Raw genomic sequence first — 17,838 nt, 5'->3', positions numbered from 1 at the left:
GGAATGGTTTTATGGCCGCTCCGCTGCATTTAGCCACTTGTCCAAGTTGTCACTGATCGAGCGAGACAGCCGGTCTTGCAACGAAGCTACGCGGGTTAGCAGACTCCCGCCATCTTCCAGCTCGCGTTCTTCCGCCTCTCGGTACAGAGACGTTAGTGCGCGTACAGCGTGGCCGCGGTCGTACAACGCGCGCCCGCTGCCTTCCAAGTAGCGCATCAAATGCTCAAACGCAGAGAGTGCAGCTTCGGGGTTCGCCAACGCGGTTGATTCCAGCCACCCACCAAAGTCGTGAGCGAAGTAGTGGCCGCCACTACTCTTGCTTTCGCCAAGTTTGCGGAACAAGAGTTCGATCAGCTTGTCTGGAACGGCCAGTCGCCCCTGTTTGAGATCGAAGATTTGATCGATCTCCGTCACTACGCTCGGAGGAGTGCTCTCAGTCGATAGGGCTGCCACAATGCCTTCCACGCAGGCAGCTTCATGCTGCACGATATTCATATTGCAACTCCAGACTCCCACGGCTCCACGCCAGGCCGCTACATCGTTCAGCCGCCTCAAGGTTTCAATAAAGGACCTGAGTTCGATATGGCCGGTAAGGGACGAGAGCGCAGAGATGCGACTCCATGTCGCCATCGCTTTCGGATCCTTTTCTTGGCGGTCAGCGCCAGGCTGTTCGGACGCGTCGTCTGATTCGCTTGAGGCAGACAAGAGAAGCCGCTTGAGAGAGGGTGCTACCCACTCAAAGTGAGCGTGATACGAGTGATAGAGGCACGGCTCCGCAACCTTCCAAAGAGCTGGGGAAGCTTGCGTCATACATCGCTCGAACAGATCCAGTCCGAGCGGCCTGTCTTTGTGGATGATGTATGCCAGGCGGCGAAGAATCATTGCTCGCGGTCCAGAATCCTCGAGCCCACTAAATGCACGAAGTGCAGAAAGCAACAGCGGCGGAACCTCATTTCCCTCATCAAGGAGCCGGATCAGCAACGCTGCTGCCGCGGAGGCCGCTTCGCCCGTCTTCGAGTTAAGCCCAGCCACCACTGGGTCTTTGTGCTTGAACTCTGCGTCGCCACTTCGGAACGCCATTAACTGGAACGCGACTCTTGGCGCCAGCGCGAGGTCGATGCAGTACGAAAGCGCTTCGAGAGCTTTGGCCTTTGATCGGCAAGCCTCCCAGAAGCAAGGGTGTCGCTCGAGCTCGTCCAACAGGGCGGCGGAGAGAACGTCTGTTCCGGTCGTGTCGTCGGTTCGCCAAGTCCCGCCCGGGTCCTGAAGGACACCCGAGCGCCGGCCGAGGTGGCTGGAGCAGCCATCAACGATGGGGGACCTGAATCGGTCGGGGATCTCCGGCCAACGGTCGCGAAGTAAATTGAGAAAGCGGGTCGGGGCACGGGAGGCCGCGTCAGCGAGTTGGTAGCCCACGTGTTCGCTACCGCCGACGAAGTCCCCCCAGTCCCTCGCCTTGCCTTCTTGGTAGTGCTTGAGCAGGCGAATTACGTCTTCGTCATCGGCCTCAAGAAAGCGTTCCATCCCAAATGGAGGCGTGACCCAGCCGCCGGACGAGTGAATATCGGGCTTTATGTGGACGGTTCCAAGCCTCTCTTCGACCTGGTCCAGTTCCGCCTGAAGATCTGGCGATCGATAGCAGCTGGGCATGGCTTTGATCAGCCGGCACCGTTGCGCTCGGTAGTGGTCACGGTGGTCTTGCGGGATCTCTATCGCATTGATGGCCGCGTGGATACGCTCGAGTTGTTCCACGCTCCAGTGCGGTGATTTCACGCGGATCATTTCGCCCATTTCGTGCGAGAGCATCGAATCCAACATCGACGCTTGCGAGGCCAGTTCCGCTGCCATTTCCAGGTCGAGTAGTGGATTCACCGTGAGGGCTTCCACCACCCAGAAGCGCATTGCTCCCTCTCTACTTTCAGCGAGGCGCTTCTTGTTTGTTTGCCACCATGGGGCTTTCTCCCTGGCGCGCTCTAACACCCCAGCTTCAATCGCCCGGAAGAGCAGGTCATCATTGGAGATGTGGAGGGGGCCTTCCCTGTGATCGGTCTCATAACTTGTAGAGCGCAACTGCCCTTGCTCCCAAGCCGATTCGGAGCGGTAACGTGCTTCCATCGATCGTCGCCACTCCTCGACCGTTGTGATTGCGAGGTTCAGCAAGTCATCGGACGCTCTCATCCGATTGGCCAACTGATCGTCCCCGAAGGTATGACTGTCGCAGCGAAGCGCATTGTCAATGCCATAGCTCGTCACAGCGTCCTCGTCTACCGAGCCTGCGATGTACTGCCACAAAACGTCGTCCGACACACATCCAAGATTCACGGCGTTCATGACAGCAGCGCCGACCGAGTCATGGTCCATCTTTGGCCATTGCACGAGCTTCAACACCAACGGACCGATCCCATTCCTTGGTGGCCCTCTGTACTCGCCGATCTTGTAGGCAACCCACATCGCGAAGTGCGAACGATCAATCCAATCGGTCTCCAGCACCCGAAGCCAAAAGGCTAGGATTCGATCGCCATCTGACAACATGTGAGATTCAGCCCGATGCGCAAGATGAATCAGGCGAGATCCATCCCGGTCTTGCCACGCTAGTGGTGCCAAATACTTGAACCAAAAGTGATGCCACAACAACGTGTTGGCCTTGCCGAACAGTGCGAGGAAGAGACTCGGCTTTTGCAACAGCCAGCGCACCATCGGCCAGTCCTCATCTTCCGGTTCTAGGTCGGCATACGTTTCGACGACCAGGCGGCTCAGGTGATGAGGGACGTTTGCGCTCGCGATGCCTCTGACGTGTGTCCTAAGTTCCTTCCGATCAATAGCTGCGATGGTCAAAACGTACGCTCGAATCGTCGGTCGGACGAAGGGAACTGCTGGAAGCGATGCGACGAACTCCTGCAAACCTCGACCTGTCCGCTCCCACGAGCCGATCGCCAGGACATCAAGCAACGTTTGATGCGTGAACTCTAGTGTTCCGCGCCCTGTCAGTTGGACAACGCCGACGCTAAGCAGTCCGGCTTCCACCTTTCGGTCCAGGTTCGCGCGAACGGGCGCCACGGCGAGAGAACGACGGCGCAGCATCTGCGCTGCCAACTCTTCGAGAGACCGGAGCGCCGCGTCGCCCAGCGCCGGGTCTTGCCGAACGACCACCTCGAGGTACTTCCTTGTCAGTGCGAAGTGTGTCTTTTCGACTGGAACAGTCCCCCGTTCCACCAAATCTTTGAACAGAGCGAGGTGTCTTGGATTGCACAGAAGTACGCGAGCTTCGGCAACCAGCGAATCCACGTCTATGCCCCAGGAGCGAACCAGTGGAGCGACATCTATCGTCCAATCGAGATCGCTAAGGCTGATCTTTAGATCCCAGTTGCGTGTCGCGAGGCGTGCGTCGTACGCGGCGTCGAAGGTCCTGACCGTGGCCACGACGGTAACCCCGTTCAACTCCACAAGGCGATCTACTAGTGACAGAAAGAAATTGAGTGCTTGGTGCTCTCGCGCGACTGAGAGCACGTCGAGAGAGTCCATCAGCACCAACACGGGTTTGGTTTCGGCGACGCGAGCAATCGATCCGACGACGTCGGCGGGCCACCCAGCCGACTGTCGATCCTGTGCCGTGCGGCACTCTGCGAAGCTTCGGGACTGCATGTAAACGCAGAAGCATGATCCGTCCGATTCGGCCGCATCGAGAAGATCGAGAAGGACGCAGGACTTCCCAGTACCTGGGCCCCCGGTTAGCAGAATCGACCGGGTGGCGCCGCCGAGTGCCGCTTGAACCTGAGACGTTGCCGACCTGGTCAGGCGAGCGCCACCGACGTCTCTTTTCCAGGCCCGCCCGACGCTGGACAGCAACTGCAGCGGCGCCATGGCTTCCTGCAGGGAGCGCATAGGCGCAATCACCGATCCAGCATCTTGAACCAACTTCAGGAGCTGAGGTCGATCGATCGAGTGTTGAGCCTCTGACGCATAGGTCGAAACAGCTGGTAGCTTGGCGCCTAGGCGATCGATCGCACTCCAGAGACTGGCATGAACAGTCTGAGCCGACGTGACTAGAGGCCGCAGTCGCTCAAGTTGTTCAGCCTCTAGAGTCGAGAAGTCAGGCGAATGATGAAAGGTGGTCTGCCTCAGCAACTTAAAAACCTTCTCTTCAGTGGCAGCGGAATCGAGACCGAGCACATAAAGATGCACCTTTCGCAACTCATCCGACAACGACATCGAATAGGCTGCCGGATTTGGCTGCGTATCCGCATAGTCGCGGAGCTTGGCCAACTCACCGAACGGAGAACGTGAGTAAAAGTGGATGAGCGCGCTTGGAATGGATCGAAGCAGAGACAGCGCCTTCTTGAGTTCATCGCTGAGCGACGCGGCTGTCCATGCCTTGAACTCTTGTACGTTCTTCTTGCATTGACAATAGATCGTTGGCCCATTTGCGTGACGCACAACAACGTCATCGACTTGGACGGGCTCACCGCCGTCGATCGCAGTCGAGTTCACCTCCAATGCCACGATGTTCTGGTCGTTCAGCATGGATATGGCCCAGGAGATTGCAACCTGGGTCTGGTACGCGTCGCCTTGATCCGAACGAGTTCCGGCGAGACTCATTTGACGCTTTCTCCCACTTCATCGATGAAATACAACAAAGCGCTTCAGCGAACGTCACCAACGACTAGTTCGTCGGTGCCCCAGCGCTTGAGCATCTCGTGACGTCACTCCGTCCACACGGTTCTGAATCGTCAGAACTCCGGTATCAGCTTCTCGATCTCGCGTTCGGCCAATGCGGCGTGTCCGGAGCTTTCGTAATCGCGGGTCTGCTCAAGGATGTCTTTGGCGCGGTGGATCTTCTCGTTGCGCCATCGAGTGAGGGGCTCGCTCTTGAGGAACGCCGCACCCGCCACAGCAGAGAACATCACCGAGGGTATGCCTAGCCAGTAGTGCAACGCTGCCCAGCGGGCCGCAGCGTTGAAATGTGCTTTGCCGGAGTGGATGCAATCCTCCTCGATGCGGTGGAGTTCTTGCGTGACAGCGGACTTCGTATCAACGGGTGCGTTCATAGGCGCTCTTGTTGGAATTGAGCCTAGCTACTACACCAGGCGAAGGGAAGGGCCGCCGTGGCCGGGGCGAGCTGGCGGTTTGAAGCCAATCAGGTCGGCAAGAGTGCTCTCATGAATCTTGAGCGCTGCGGCGATTTCATTTCCGTAGAGTTGCTTGCGCTCTGCCAGCAACTCGAGCGACCTTCGCAGGAGATCGGCCTCCTCCCGTGGAATCAAGGCGTCTTCCCGTTCGCCGGTGGCCTCGCCGGTGCGGCGCAAGGTGATCATCCCAGTGCGGAACTGGTCTTCGCTGATAAGGTCCAGTTGATGGGCACGGTAGAGCGCGGCCGCCTTGCTGATCTTCCAGGTCATCTTGAAGTCGCGCAGGCCCACCCAATCGAGGCGGCTGCCACGCGATCGAGGAAAGAGCTTGGCCATCATGGTGCGCGGCACCAGGAAAGCACTGCCGAAGCGATTCGCCTCGGTTTCTGTGGCCCGATCTCCGGTAGGGCGCCCGCCATGGAGTACGAAATGGCCGACCTCATGGGCCACGTCGAAACGCTGGCGACAAGCGCTTTGCTTGGCCTCGTTGCGCACGATCACGGGCCGGCGTAGTGCCACCGACAAGGCGTCGACCTCGGTGGAGATGCCCTGGAAGCTCGTCACCATCGCGCCAACGTTCTCCGCCAGGCGTGTCATGTTCTCAATGGGACCAAGGCCGAGACTCCAGTGCTGCCGACAATGCTCGGCGGCACGTTCAATGTCGTCCTGACTCTTGGCCTCAACAGTTGGAATGTTGACCTTGGGCAGGGACAGCAAGGTGTCTAGGTAGTTCACCAACCGGCCAAACAGCTCAGCGCGGGCCAAGGTCATTTGCTTAACCATTGCCCGCGTCGTAAAGAGCTTTCTAAAGTGGAACTGCTCTTCAGAAACTTCGGCGCGGGGTTGGTAGAAGAACGCGACGTTGACACGCAACGCATCCGCCAAGTGCTCCCTCAGCTCGGCTGTGGGCTCCCCATTGTTGATCTCGAGCTTATGCAGGTATTGCCGGGTCCGCCCGACACGCTCGGCGACGTCATCCAGCGAAAATCCATTGAATACGCGGGCCAGGCGCAGCTGCGCCCCATTGAATCCAGTCTCCATGCCCAATCAGCGCTCATTCCCGACTTGCTGTTGATCCTCTTCTTCCACCGACTCATCGCGCAACTTGACCAAGGCGGGCTGCAGGATGACGGCCGGCGGCACTTCGCGGTCGACGCTGTGCAACGTGGGTGTCGAGGGCCGGTACATCCACTGCGCCACTTTCTCTTGGAACACGTTATACCCAACGAAGTGGACGCGGTCCTCGTCGTCGGCCGTCATGGCTTTCTCGACCACGAAGCGCCACATCACTGGAGCAGCCTCATCTTCGGCGAACAAGCTGTCGCTGAGGTTGCGGCGGAAGAACCCAGCCTTTTCGGGATCTTCAGGATCATCCCGGAAGAAGCGGCAGGGCACTCGCCCGATGTTGAACGTCACGTCCAGCCCGGCGTGCGCCAAAGTCATCCACGAGTACTTGCGGCTTGTCGCCAGCTCGATCAGCATGTTGCGCGAGCGGCCGAACACAGTGCTCTCGCGGGTGTAGTTGTCGTCGTAGGGGGAGTGCATCTCGCTGAGCGTCGCGTAGCGCATGTCAAGGAGGGCCACAGCAACCACACGCAGCGCCTCGTCAGAAAGCTCAGCGTAGTAATGAGACGAGGAGGTGGCGAGCATTGGCGATCCTTGCAAAAAGTCGAATCTGTCAACCAACTTTCCTGCAATTTTCACATTTTGTCAACCGGCGCAGGGCCCCTTGGCTTGTCAGCCGCCATGCCCATCGGGAGCGGCAGCCGGACCACAGTGGGGCAGGGTATCTGGTCGAACATGATGTCGCAGTCGGACGAGGTAGCTTTTCTGAGCGAAGTGGCTGCACGAGAACACCACCATGTAGTTGATGTCCGAGTGTTCGTCCATCGAGCGCTGAAGAATGGTGCCTCGCGTGGAACAACCGAGCTGGAACTGGTCCGCCACTTGGCCTGCAAACAGATGGTGCCGCTGTCAGGTATAGAAACCGGCCAGCTTGACTCTCATCTTCGAGATCAGCTTCCCCAGGACTTGAGGGACCTTCTTTTCGGCGGCTTCCTGCAAAGTCTCGGCGTCTGCCACGGGGCCGGTGTAGTAGAGGTCCGGCAACTCGTCTTCGATGGTCACGATGGCCACAACCCCTGCGTCCTTGGATTCGACCCGATGTGCATACCGCACCGTGGGCAGAGAAGCCCCGTTAGGAACGATGAAGAAATCAAGCACCGCCGCTCGGTTGCCTTCCACCAGATTGGGGCCGCCCCCACCTGTGACGAAGCCGGTGCCGTGGAGCTTGAGCTGCAATGACGTGAGGAAGCGTTGGCTGGCCGTCAGGATGAGCGCCTTGCGGGCTTCGATGCTTCGGCCAAGCTCGGAATTGCGCATGTCCTCGATGAGCTCCATTTCACGTCGCCAATCGTCGTCTGCACCTAATTGGGCCGGGGGGCTCAGGTCTCGCAGCCGGTCCAGGGCCGATTGCGCGGTCTGGAAGCGATGCTCTGCCACCAATTGAAAGCCCACACCAAACAGGCGCCGCAACCGCGGCCACCGAGGATCCTCCCTGAGCGCACCGAAGCGTTCTTCGGCGACTTCATGCGGCATGCGCCCTTGGGAGTCCTGCAACACGCGGGGTGCGGACTTGGTCAGCAGGAAGAACAACAAGCCGACCACCATCGTGATATCCGAGACGTTGTCATGCGTGTGGCGGCCGGCAGCGTGTTCCGGCAACCTCAAGAAGCGGTTGCCGAGCTCCTGGTCCAGTTGCGTTCGGAAGTCAGGCTCCTCATCATCGAGCGGACGGGTCCATGACATGCCGAAATCGACCAGGATCGGTTGGCGATCGTCGTCCCGCAGAACGACGTTGTCGGGCTTCACGTCACGATGATGGATCTGCAGCTTGTGGCACTCGCTAACCACCAGGAGCAACTGCTCAGTGATTCGGATGGCCTCGTCAAGTGCCAAGGAGCCGTGCTGGTTGATGTGATTCTGCAAGTTGGGGCCCGGGATCCAGTCCATGACTGCCCAGAGCGGGACGGCCTTGTCCTGCCACTGGTCGGCATTGCTGGCGAAAACCCTGGGAGCGCCTCTTCCATCCAGCGCGAGCAGGGCGTTGACTTCTTGCTGCATTCGATACCGACGCTCAGTCGACGTCTGGTGCTGGTCATGCATCCGCTTAAGAGCGCCGACTCGTCCGTCATGCTTGTGACGAACTTGGATCACGGAGCCTTGACCGCCCGCAAGCGACTTTTGGGTGGGGTCCAACGCCATCCATTCCGTCTGCCAATCGCTCATGATGTGTCCGCTCCTCCGATCCAATTGCGCTCGCCCTTCATCATGGGAGCTAGCGTCTGGGCGTAAGCATAACTTTGAGGAGGAACGGGGCTCTTGCGCAATGAAGACGTCTTCGATGCTGGCGCCGTCTAAGGGCATTAAATCGACCCGCAAGAACGACTTGAGCAGCAGCCATATGCGATTCGACGTGGCGTCGATGCGTTGACCGCGGGCAATCTCGCACTTGTGAATCAAGATCGCAAAGTGCGGGTATCGGAAGCGCGAGCCCAACGAAGCGCCACGAGAAACTCAACGGCAAAGTCAGTAACCAGTCGGACGCGTCTGTCGTTCGAGGCGGGGCGGGCGCCTAACGGAGGCTACGCGAACATCTGGCCCTGCGACTGGTCGTGCTTGATCGCCTCGATACGTTCGGAGAGTCGGATTTTCTCGTCTGCCTTTTGCTTAGCGTGAGGGGACATTAGGCCTAGCAACTCTTCGAGCTGTTCGACCGTGCCCACGTTCTTGAAGGCTTTGGCCTTGTTGACGAACACGACCGACTTTTTCTTGCGGCTCAATAGCTCAATGACGTTGTTGAGAGTCCCGGTGCTCTTCGCATCCCAAATCATCAGCCCGAAATCGGCAATCTCCGCCATGCGTAGATCCTTGGCGGTGAAGAACGCTCGTGAACCCTCTGCATGCTTTGTCTCGACGGACTCCACAGGCCATTCGCCCACGTTATTGCGCGGACGGTGTCCGCTGCAAAACACAGTAGTCTTAGCTTTGCCGAGGTTGAATAAGTGCCACTGGATAGATGTATCAGCACCATCGGCATCACCTACGACCACTTCAAAGTCCTGGGACACGATGTTGTCGATGCGCTCCTTCACCTTAGGGTCCAGGTGCTTGATGTTCATCGAACCGGCAATGAAGACTTTCGTTGTCATTCAGCTATTTCCAGGTGAGCGCGGCCACGTAGATTTTCCGCACCTTTGGGTATCCACGCAGCACTTTACATGCCGCCTCCATAGAAGCCCCGCTGTCGTACAGGTCGTCGATCAAGAGGACGTTCCAAGAGCCATCGTTGGTGATTTGATCCTTAACGCTCAGACTTTTGCCAATCGCCTCAACTTTCTCAGCCTTCGTGGCCAAGTCCTTCAGTGATTTGCCGTTTGGCGCCTTGAGAAGAATTCCGTCAAACATCGGAGCATTCAGCAGCCCGCCCAATTCCTTCGCAACCTCGGTAACCGGCTGCCGGCTGCGCGACCGCGACGCAGGCATCGGCACGATGAAGCCGATGCTCTGGAGCTTCGGGCAAATGTTGTCGGCCACAGCCTGAGCCAGCGGCTTGGCTTGGCTCCAGTCGCTCCGGTATTTCAGCTGGTAGGTTGCTTCCCCGGCCTCGGTGCGAAGGTTTTCAAACTGCGGATTCCCGAACGCGTCGTGGCCAAGAAATGTGCTCTTGATCATGTGCTTGTCAAGCACCCAGCCGGCGTCCCACGGCCCATGAATTTCTCTGAGTGTCACCTCCATGGGTGAACCTCCTGCTAAGGAGACTGATGATTCGGCACACCCATGAGTACTACACAGGGAGCGTCGTGCTTGAGGCGTTCTGGCTTGCCGGGACGCTAACTTGTTATATGCGGCAGATCAGCAGTTGTTCAAGTGCGCACCTAGCCGGCAGTGATGGTTCGTCCAATGGTCAGAGGAGTTGAGCCCGCCGCACCTAATCGAACCGATGGGTTCGGCAGCTAGTCGGCTACGCGCAGAATGTCTGCGCCGGCGCGTGCCGGGGCGGGTCAGTTTGGACGCCTGCTGTACAACCTTGCGTACTCAGCGCGTATCCCGGCCAACGCTCCAAGCGGCGGCGCGATAAAGATGTAGGGCGCCTCCGCCGCTGCCACACGGAACTCTTCGAGCAACTGCCGAAGGAAATGCATAGCGCGGCCTATGCATGCTGGAAAACGATTCGACCGTCGTCGTCCATTCCGACCCCCACACCACGGCGTCGGCGCTCGGCGAAGAACGCTTCTTCCAGTGGGCTGGGTAAGAGCAAGCGGGCCTCGACTTGGTCCAGATACTCTTCCTGCTGACTCAGATTGAGCTTGTTTGGGCTGAGTAAGCCCGCTAAAGCCAGCGTCACATTCAAGTCCATGGCACTAAGGCTACCTGATTGCCGCACTGCCATCCAGCGCATTACGCTCAAATGCACTCCTCAGCATCGCCTGGTGTGTCATGCAGGCACGGAGCGCCTCAAGGTTCTAGACGCGCGTAGGTGATCAAGTCGGCCAGGCGAGTAGGCGAAGCCATGGGCGCTGTTGCGCGGGCTCGCAACGGGTCTTGCGTGCGTCACCCATTAGGAAGCGAAAAGGCCTCCAGGGATGTGGAGGCCTTTTCTTCCCAGGCCGACACCAACTCAATGGCACAACTAGGGCGGGTTTGCGGAATTGTAGAGTCGATGATCGCCATGTGTGTAGGCTGCTCAACTCACGACTATCGGTAGCCGTAGCTGTGGGAGTTCTTCATCACGGAGCCGGGCAGCTAGACAACGGGTTTGCCGCAACGAGGCATTCGCGTTGGCGGAGATTCCGTTGCAGCAGCGACCACCGAGCCCGAAATCGACGGTTTGCAACAGATTTGCTGTCAGGGTGGAAACACATTTCTGTGCGGCACCCAGAGCCAGCCCGCGTTCCGGGTTCTAACCACATCCGATAGCGCGACAATGTATATTATGTAAAGTACGAGAAGCGAAGTTCGAACAGGTACGGAGCGTGGCTTGCCCACTCCTGCGTGATGCCGCCCACCCCTCGGCGGCTCAAACCAGGAAGTTGGACGACATAAAGCTCCATAACGTTTGAGCCGATTTGCGACAACAACTTCCAGACTTTTCGTTGGTCGCTGTTTTGTGATCGCACGCACCTTCTCTGCATTTGAGCTTGCACCCCGGTCGCCCAGTGTTGTCGCATGAACCATGAGTCGGACTCTTGTGCCTGGGTCGGGCGGACCAGACTTCTGACTTGAATCCTGCTTCGCTACGGCCTAACCAACCAACTGAACCACAGATGCACGTCTGCTAAGAGCAGATCCTATCTATGCACTGCGCAAACGGCACGCAGTTTTTTTGGGTCGCTCCTTTGCGTCGCAACGAGGCTCCGAGCGCCATCGAAGTCGCAGGATGATGTCCCGGATGACTACTCCGGTCGCAAGCTTCTGATCAGTTAGGTAGTCCAGGATCAGCTGCACAAGGTTCAGGCTAGCCATCACCTTGCAATGTCATACGAGCCGCTGTCTTTTTTGGGCAGCCCGAACCGATTCACGGGTACCCCGTACGCCTAGCCCTTGTGGAGCCCACTAGTTCGTACATGGGCGAATTCCGTCAACGCAACACTTGTTACGAATACTGGTTAACATTAGTCCGCTAATGTTCGTTCGCTATCGTCCGGGTTTTCCGGCGAGCCCTCCTGAAAGGGAGCTTATGAAGTACCCCGAGTTCAGCGAGTCCAAGATGTCTGGCGACGACATCCCGAAGGTAGCTGCAGAGGCTGGTTGGCACGCGCATAACCGAGCCATGAATCGCCTTGGAAAGGTTGTGCGAAGCCTGAATGGGCAAATCGTCGAAGCCAGCGCCGATGGGACTGTTCGGACCCTCGCGCCCTTGCCTAAGCCGACCTTGGTCAAGAAGGGCTTGGTGCTCAAGCGCCGAGCCAAGTGACGTCTCCTGATCAGCCGCGCTTGCGGCTATTTGCTGGGCCGAACGGCTCCGGCAAAAGCACTGTGGTCGAAGTACTGACCCGGAGTCAACTGGGCGTCTACGTCAACGCAGATGACCTGGAGCGAGCTTGGAAGCGCACCGGCTCATATGACCTTGCAAGGTATCAGCTCGGCGAGGAACAGGCCAAACGCTGGTGGCCAAGTCTTCAAGCTTCCCCTTTGATGAACGCTGCACGGCTGCAAGCCTTGGAGGGCGCGATCAAGGTGGAGGGAACCACCTTGTTCGTGGACCCCGGGAAGGTCAACTCATACCTCCCAGCCGCCACGACGGATTTCATTCGCCAAGAACTGCTCGAGCTGCGGATGACGTTCACCTTCGAAAGCGTGATGTCTCATGCGAGCAAGGTAGAGCTCTTGCGCAAGGCTCAAGCGTCCGGCTATAGAACCTACCTCTACTTCATCGCGACAGACGATCCGGCTATCAATGTGGCTCGGGTCAAGCAACGGGTGGAACTGGACGGGCACCCGGTGTGTGAGGAGAAGATCAGGAAGCGCTACTACGAGTCGATCGCACTCTTGGAAGACGCTGTGGCCGCCACGAACCGTGCCTACATCTTCGACAACTCGGGGGATCGCCACGTCTGGCTTGCCGAGATCACGGATGGTGAGGAGCTGACGCTGCATAGCGACGAACTTCCCCAGTGGTTCACCACCAGCTCGCTCTGGCAGGCTTTCCAGGGCGATGCGGCTTCGTCGTAGCTCGGTGCGGACCAGCCGCTCCATCTCAAGTCGACACAGCTGAACATCATCGCGAGGCGGTCTCCGCCTGGCGCGGTGCAAACTGCTCACAGTGCCGGCGGTAGGCCGTCCGCAGCAGGTCTATTGCCTTCCAGGCGGTCGTGTCGACCACTTCTATGCTCGGCGCAGCAAGCCGACCGACAAACCCCTCTGCGGTCCTGATCAGGTAGGCGTGCGGTCTGCCCTTCTCGAACAAGCGAAACCGTCGAATGTCCTGACTATCCAAACCACGGTGTGGCTTTGCGGCGTCCATGACTTGCCACCCGTTCTCCCAAGAGAATCTGAGGCAGGGGCCGCGAGCGACGGCTTTGAGGGAGTCGGACCGGCCCGACTGTTTCTTCGCCTGCCGCTCCCGACGCACATGTTTGCTCGAGCGTGGTGCGGGCGGCAACCTCCCCGGCACGGAGCCAGTGGGCCTGCGAAACGTGGCAGAGCCGTCTGCCCTCACCTGCCCTCTCAGGATCGGTGGGTCCGCCTCGATGCGCGATTCCCTGGTGGCAAACCCACATGCCGCCATGTCTTCTGCGGCGCTGACCGCCCTTCCCCATAGATCGAGCAGGACCGTCTCGGCGGCGTGCCACTGGAGCCACTGGGCCTGCCCCTTCGACTTCGCTTCGCGGTCGATGCTGACGGGCAGGTGGTGCAGCAATTGACCAAAGTCCAGGTGGATGGACTGCCTGGCGAAGCTGCCGCGCTGTGGAAGACCGGCACGCTTGCCCCAACGACGTTGCAAGACGTTGGGCTCTATCGAGCACAACCACAGGAGAAACGCCCAGGCGAGCCGATCTTTCTGGCACTTTGCGATCTGCTGCCCTAACGCGCTGGGGTCCTGCAGCGCGATGAGCCTGGCGATCCGGGCGTTCGCCTGCGGCACCACGTGGCGGCTGATGTGTCGCTGCAGAGCGTGGTACACGTGGTGCATCGCACGCTCGGCCGACCCGCCCCCTCCCCACATCGGGCGCTCGCGATCACAAAAGCGTGCGCCGTCTGCCGAGATCTCGCTGAAGCCCTTCGGTCGCCCCATACGACGCCCATCAGGGCAAAGGCGCCCACAAGTGCTCCGCCAGCGACCAGTCCCAGAGGCTGCGCCGCTTGTACGTCAGGTTCATCGCGCCCAACAAGTCAGTCTGGTACCCGAGATTGCTTGTCAGCTTCCACGCTTGATAGTCTTCCGGCGCGCGACGACAGTGACGCTCGAAGGCAAGCCTGAAAGACGGCACCGTGCGTTCTTGCAACAAGCGACCGACGCTTGTCTTGCCCGCGTCCAGAGCCTTGCGAGAGGCGAGGCGCAAGACGGCGCGGGCATGCCGCAGTGCTTCGTCGGCTGTGCACCCGACCAGCGACGCGCCATCCTTGCTCAACCCGAGCTCGACGAAGAGGCGGCGACCGACGGTTTTCTGCTTGGCCTTGAGCCACGCTTCCAAGGTTTGGGCCAGAGGAGGCGGCAAGAAGAACATCGAACCGCCACGCGCGTTACTCCGTCCGCAGACATTCAAGTACCAGCACGGGCAGACTCGACTTGGCTGCTCCACATCGGCCTCATCGAGTTCAATCAGTTCCTGCACGAAGAGCCCGCCGTAGTACAGCAATTCGACCACCAGGCGGCCTCTCAAACCGTCAGGACGCTCATCCATCTCTGCCATGGCTCGCCGTACCCAGACCCATTCATCGAGCGTGATGGGTTCTGCCGACTCTCTCACCTGAGAGCGTTGCGCTTTCGAGGCGGAGCCCGCAATGCGGTAGTTCCGGTCGTCCCAGTAGCTGCCCACAAGGAGGTCGGCATAACGCTGTAACCGCATCCAGGACGCGAGCGATGCCACATGGGCCATCGTGGCGTAGAGGCTCGGAATGCTCAGGGGTCCCCTGAACGGGCGCCAGTCGGACGAGCTGCGCTCAGGCGACAGCCTGGTCACCCAGGTGGCGTAGGGAATCGGCGCTAACAGGAAGCGGGCGAACTCGTCTAGCTCGTAGCGCTCGAGCGAGGAGACGGGCTTCTTCATCTGGAACACTGACCAGTTGAGCAGCTTCTCCGCTGCGGAGCGGCGGCCCTTGATCGTCGCGAGGCTTTCCGTGTCATGGTGGATCCATTGCTCGATCGCCTCGAGATCGGTCTGCACGGTGACACGGCATGGCTCTTCGCAGCGGTACTTGCCATTGCGACCGTCCAGGCCCGGTGGGAAGACGAAGCGCTCGAGCGGCGCGATGCCGGTCCACTTCTTCAGTTGTTCGGCCGCCTCCGGATCGGGAGTTGGAGTTTTAGACGGCTTCATCGGCCTCGACCTCCCGTTCGTTTCGGATCACTCGCGCCACCACCAGCCGAAGATCGCCGCTGCACTCGGAGTTGTGTTCCGGCCGCAAGAGCAGGTGCGTGACGCTTTGAGGCCAGGCTTGCAGCTTGATGCTCATGCGTGCCTGCCAGGTCGTGAAGTGCTCGAGATACGTCGCACGACGTGCCTTCGCCGCATCGTCTCGGGCTGTGGCACTGGAGAGCGGGTCGCCGAGGGACGACGTGCAGGCTTGCCAGCGCCGAGCCGTCCACAGGTCCTCCACCAGGCACGCATGCACGAAGTGACCCCAAGTGCGCGCATCAACTCGCCAATCCAAGGGCCAGCAAAGCAAACGTTTGCGCAGTTTCAAACTGCTCTTCGCACGATCGAGGGATCTCCAGCTCCGCTCAAGCGCTTCCGCGACGAACTGTTCTTCGAAGCGATGCCGCCATAGCACCAGAGCATGAAGCTCCGCCGGAGATGCACTCGTGACGGGGACCTTCGCGTCGGTGTTCCAGTCGCTGTAGAACGTCTTGGATGGATCGAGCGTCTCCAGCTCGTGATGCAGACCATGCAAACGGGTGAATCGACGGCGAATCGACTTGTAGACGGCGACGCGCTCCTGCACGTCCTCAGGCGAGATGTACTCTTCCCTCGGGTTCGGGAGTTCGCACGGGTAGTGACGCACCTCGACAGGTGGACACGTTGACGGTTGACCCACGCTCGGTGCCGACGATTCATCGCCGGCTGGAGCCAGCTGAGAGAGGGTGAGGAACACAGCCGCACGCAAGTCACGCTCCGGCTCCGGCGAACGTGGATCTTGGTGCCAGCGGCTGACCTCGGGCCAGCTGATATCCAAGTTGTCGCATCGCTGCAGCTGTGACCACAGCGCGCGAAACGGCCCATCGTCGATCGGAGACGAGCACCGTTCCAGGTTCAGCCCCCATTCCCAGGCCTTGCCGTACGGCCGACCACAGGTGTTGCAGCACATGGGACGCTCGAAGCCCTCTGGCGTGAGCGCGTAGCGAGGGGTGGGTGCCGCACATTGACGGCAGGCGTCGAGGAGCCGGCTTCCATGCAGCGGGCAACACTCCAGTGCGTCGATCTGATGCAGGGCGCTCTGGAAGCCCACGTCTGCGCATTCCTGACAGAACCGCAGACGCTGGTCGGATGCGACATGCTGATACCACTTGGCCGTCGCGCGATCGAGCGAAGCTTCCACCAATGACATGCCAATCGGCGGTGCGTTGTGGGCGACCCAGGAGGTGTCCAGCAGGCTGTTGCCGTGCACACGCCGCGCATGGCTGGTTCGAAGGCGCCGCCCGAAGAGCAGCGGGCAAAGTTCGGACGGAGGCATCACGTTGATCAGCGTGAGCTTGGCTAGGCGGGTAAAGGGCCCTTCCAGCGCATGCGTCCATCGCTCGCAGCCGACGAGGCCCGATTCGAGAGGGGTGAACAAGGCGCCAGGCTGACCGTTTGGGCCCTTGCGCTCAATGCGCCCGCCGAAGGCCGATGCCGCGCCGTCTTGAAGAGGTAGGTCCATCTTCGCGGCTCCCTCAGCTGACCAGCACAAAGTCTTCGAACTCCGACAGGTGCACGCCCGCCGCCCAAAGCTCTTCGGCATGGGTCAGCAGTCGTTGCGGGTCTGCGGCAGCGGTGAAGAGCACGTGCTGAACCGCAGCCATGACCCAGGTCATGCCCAGGCTCGTCACGGTCTTGCGATGGCGTGATGCCACCGACGAGAAAGCACCCCAAGCGATCTTGGCATGGTGCGCCAGTCGCCAGCCATCGCGAAACGGCCCTGGTGCGTAGAACTCCGAGGTGGCAAGCCCGCTTCCTTCAGGAAAGCTGTGCTTCAACGGATCGTCGAGCGCCGCGAAGATCTCCGCCATTTCGGCTTCCGACGAAATTCCGTCGAAGCGGTTCAAGGTGCGCATGAATCGCATGACAAGGTCCCCGCGGCGGTCGGACAGGAACTTGTCCTTCACGGCCTGGATGGCCTCGGAGGCAAAGATGACGGTGATGAGGGTGATATGTTCATCGGAGCGCAGGAGGTTGATCGCATCACGCAGGTAGGCGTATTCCTCCTCATGCCATTCCTGCCCCTCATCGATGAAAAGCAGGAAGGCTTTGCTATCGGTGCGCTTGGCCATTGCTGCCAGCGTCTTCACGAGCCGATCCTCGAGCTTGGCGACCCGGCCGGAACCGGAGCCGGCGTGCTTGAGCCCATTAAGGACCATCGTCGTCCATCCTCCGCGGGACGGCGTCTTTGAGCCTCGCGCCACCACCAGGCCGGTGGGAAGCTCCGGGAACGTGTTGGCCAGCTGTCTCACAACCATCTCGGTAGCGAAAGTCTTGCCGGCTCGCCATTCGCCGACGAACACCGTCCCAGGCGTTCGGTGAATGATCGCGGTGACGATCCTGTCGTAGACCGCTTTGACCTGTGGTGTTGCGATTTGCAGTTCGTTGTTGGTGAAGGGGTGCTTGGCGTACCAGCGGTCGCGCTCAGGCCCTTCATCAAGGGCGGACTTACGCAGCGACGCACGGGACGGGCCTTGCGTCTTGGGTTCTGTCGAGGGTGTGGACTGGACGTAATCGAGATCAGCGGTGTCGGAATCGGGCACGTTGGCGTCGGTCATGGCGGGGTGTGCGGATTGCTTGGAGGTCATGTG

General features: G+C 59.8%; 13 protein-coding genes. 1 reads left to right on the top strand and 12 read right to left on the bottom strand.

Annotated elements, in window-relative coordinates; all coding sequences use genetic code 11:
• Positions 1-9 precede the first annotated feature (9 nt).
• The 8 genes from RXV79_RS13275 to RXV79_RS13240 form a co-directional block, all read right to left on the bottom strand.
• A complete protein-coding gene (locus tag RXV79_RS13275) occupies positions 10-4,596 on the bottom strand; it encodes an NACHT domain-containing protein (protein ID WP_316697975.1) in 4,587 nt (1,528 codons plus the stop codon).
• A gap of 131 nt (positions 4,597-4,727) precedes the next feature.
• Complete coding sequence (locus RXV79_RS13270; RefSeq protein WP_316697973.1) at positions 4,728-5,045, bottom strand: hypothetical protein; 318 nt, start codon at positions 5,043-5,045, stop codon at positions 4,728-4,730.
• 30 nt (positions 5,046-5,075) lie between these two features.
• The gene (locus RXV79_RS13265) at positions 5,076-6,167 is read right to left on the bottom strand and encodes a helix-turn-helix domain-containing protein (protein ID WP_316697972.1); all 1,092 of its coding nucleotides are present in this window, start codon (positions 6,165-6,167) and stop codon (positions 5,076-5,078) included.
• Positions 6,168-6,173: 6 nt separating this feature from the next.
• On the bottom strand, positions 6,174-6,776 hold the full coding sequence (locus RXV79_RS13260) for a hypothetical protein (protein WP_316697970.1): 603 nt from the start codon (positions 6,774-6,776) through the stop codon (positions 6,174-6,176).
• Between the two features lie 324 nt (positions 6,777-7,100).
• Complete coding sequence (locus RXV79_RS13255) at positions 7,101-8,414, bottom strand: protein kinase domain-containing protein (RefSeq protein WP_316697969.1); 1,314 nt, start codon at positions 8,412-8,414, stop codon at positions 7,101-7,103.
• Between the two features lie 356 nt (positions 8,415-8,770).
• Positions 8,771-9,337, bottom strand: a complete 567-nt coding sequence (locus RXV79_RS13250; protein WP_316697967.1) for a hypothetical protein — start codon at positions 9,335-9,337, stop codon at positions 8,771-8,773.
• A 4-nt stretch (positions 9,338-9,341) separates the two neighbouring features.
• Positions 9,342-9,923, bottom strand: a complete 582-nt coding sequence (locus RXV79_RS13245; protein WP_316697965.1) for a ComF family protein — start codon at positions 9,921-9,923, stop codon at positions 9,342-9,344.
• Between the two features lie 415 nt (positions 9,924-10,338).
• Complete coding sequence (locus tag RXV79_RS13240) at positions 10,339-10,545, bottom strand: hypothetical protein (RefSeq protein WP_316697964.1); 207 nt, start codon at positions 10,543-10,545, stop codon at positions 10,339-10,341.
• A 1,553-nt stretch (positions 10,546-12,098) separates the two neighbouring features.
• Between RXV79_RS13240 and RXV79_RS13235 the strand changes: the two genes are divergently transcribed.
• Positions 12,099-12,860: an ATPase gene (locus RXV79_RS13235; protein ID WP_316697962.1), complete on the top strand. Its 762-nt coding sequence runs from the start codon at positions 12,099-12,101 to the stop codon at positions 12,858-12,860.
• 46 nt (positions 12,861-12,906) lie between these two features.
• Here the strand turns inward: RXV79_RS13235 and RXV79_RS13230 are convergent, their stop codons facing one another.
• From RXV79_RS13230 to RXV79_RS13215, 4 genes are all read right to left on the bottom strand, one after another.
• Positions 12,907-13,821, bottom strand: a complete 915-nt coding sequence (locus RXV79_RS13230; protein WP_257824060.1) for a hypothetical protein — start codon at positions 13,819-13,821, stop codon at positions 12,907-12,909.
• Between the two features lie 112 nt (positions 13,822-13,933).
• The gene (locus tag RXV79_RS13225; RefSeq protein ID WP_316697959.1) at positions 13,934-15,169 is read right to left on the bottom strand and encodes a hypothetical protein; all 1,236 of its coding nucleotides are present in this window, start codon (positions 15,167-15,169) and stop codon (positions 13,934-13,936) included.
• Positions 15,156-16,709 carry a hypothetical protein gene (locus RXV79_RS13220; RefSeq protein WP_316697956.1) on the bottom strand — a complete coding sequence of 518 codons (1,554 nt, stop codon included), beginning with the start codon at positions 16,707-16,709 and terminating at the stop codon, positions 15,156-15,158. The genes RXV79_RS13225 and RXV79_RS13220 overlap by 14 nt, the downstream gene beginning before the upstream one ends.
• Before the next feature lie 13 nt (positions 16,710-16,722).
• A complete protein-coding gene (locus RXV79_RS13215; protein WP_316697954.1) occupies positions 16,723-17,805 on the bottom strand; it encodes an ATP-binding protein in 1,083 nt (360 codons plus the stop codon).
• Positions 17,806-17,838: the final 33 nt, after the last annotated feature.

This window comes from Piscinibacter gummiphilus (genome assembly GCF_032681285.1).
Lineage (GTDB): Bacteria > Pseudomonadota > Gammaproteobacteria > Burkholderiales > Burkholderiaceae_C > Rhizobacter > Rhizobacter gummiphilus_A.
This window is presented reverse-complemented; position numbering and strand designations above follow the sequence as displayed.

Excerpts from the sequence above, each read along its gene's own strand:
- RXV79_RS13275 (WP_316697975.1), bottom strand. The coding sequence starts at position 4,596 with ATGAGTCTCGCCGGAACTCGTTCGGATCAAGGCGACGCGTACCAGACC.
- RXV79_RS13270 (WP_316697973.1), bottom strand. The coding sequence starts at position 5,045 with ATGAACGCACCCGTTGATACGAAGTCCGCTGTCACGCAAGAACTCCAC.
- RXV79_RS13265 (WP_316697972.1), bottom strand. The coding sequence starts at position 6,167 with ATGGAGACTGGATTCAATGGGGCGCAGCTGCGCCTGGCCCGCGTATTC.
- RXV79_RS13260 (WP_316697970.1), bottom strand. The coding sequence starts at position 6,776 with ATGCTCGCCACCTCCTCGTCTCATTACTACGCTGAGCTTTCTGACGAG.
- RXV79_RS13255 (WP_316697969.1), bottom strand. The coding sequence starts at position 8,414 with ATGAGCGATTGGCAGACGGAATGGATGGCGTTGGACCCCACCCAAAAG.
- RXV79_RS13250 (WP_316697967.1), bottom strand. The coding sequence starts at position 9,337 with ATGACAACGAAAGTCTTCATTGCCGGTTCGATGAACATCAAGCACCTG.
- RXV79_RS13245 (WP_316697965.1), bottom strand. The coding sequence starts at position 9,923 with ATGGAGGTGACACTCAGAGAAATTCATGGGCCGTGGGACGCCGGCTGG.
- RXV79_RS13240 (WP_316697964.1), bottom strand. The coding sequence starts at position 10,545 with ATGGACTTGAATGTGACGCTGGCTTTAGCGGGCTTACTCAGCCCAAAC.
- RXV79_RS13230 (WP_257824060.1), bottom strand. The coding sequence starts at position 13,821 with ATGCACCACGTGTACCACGCTCTGCAGCGACACATCAGCCGCCACGTG.
- RXV79_RS13225 (WP_316697959.1), bottom strand. The coding sequence starts at position 15,169 with ATGAAGCCGTCTAAAACTCCAACTCCCGATCCGGAGGCGGCCGAACAA.
- RXV79_RS13220 (WP_316697956.1), bottom strand. The coding sequence starts at position 16,709 with ATGGACCTACCTCTTCAAGACGGCGCGGCATCGGCCTTCGGCGGGCGC.
- RXV79_RS13215 (WP_316697954.1), bottom strand. The coding sequence starts at position 17,805 with ATGACCGACGCCAACGTGCCCGATTCCGACACCGCTGATCTCGATTAC.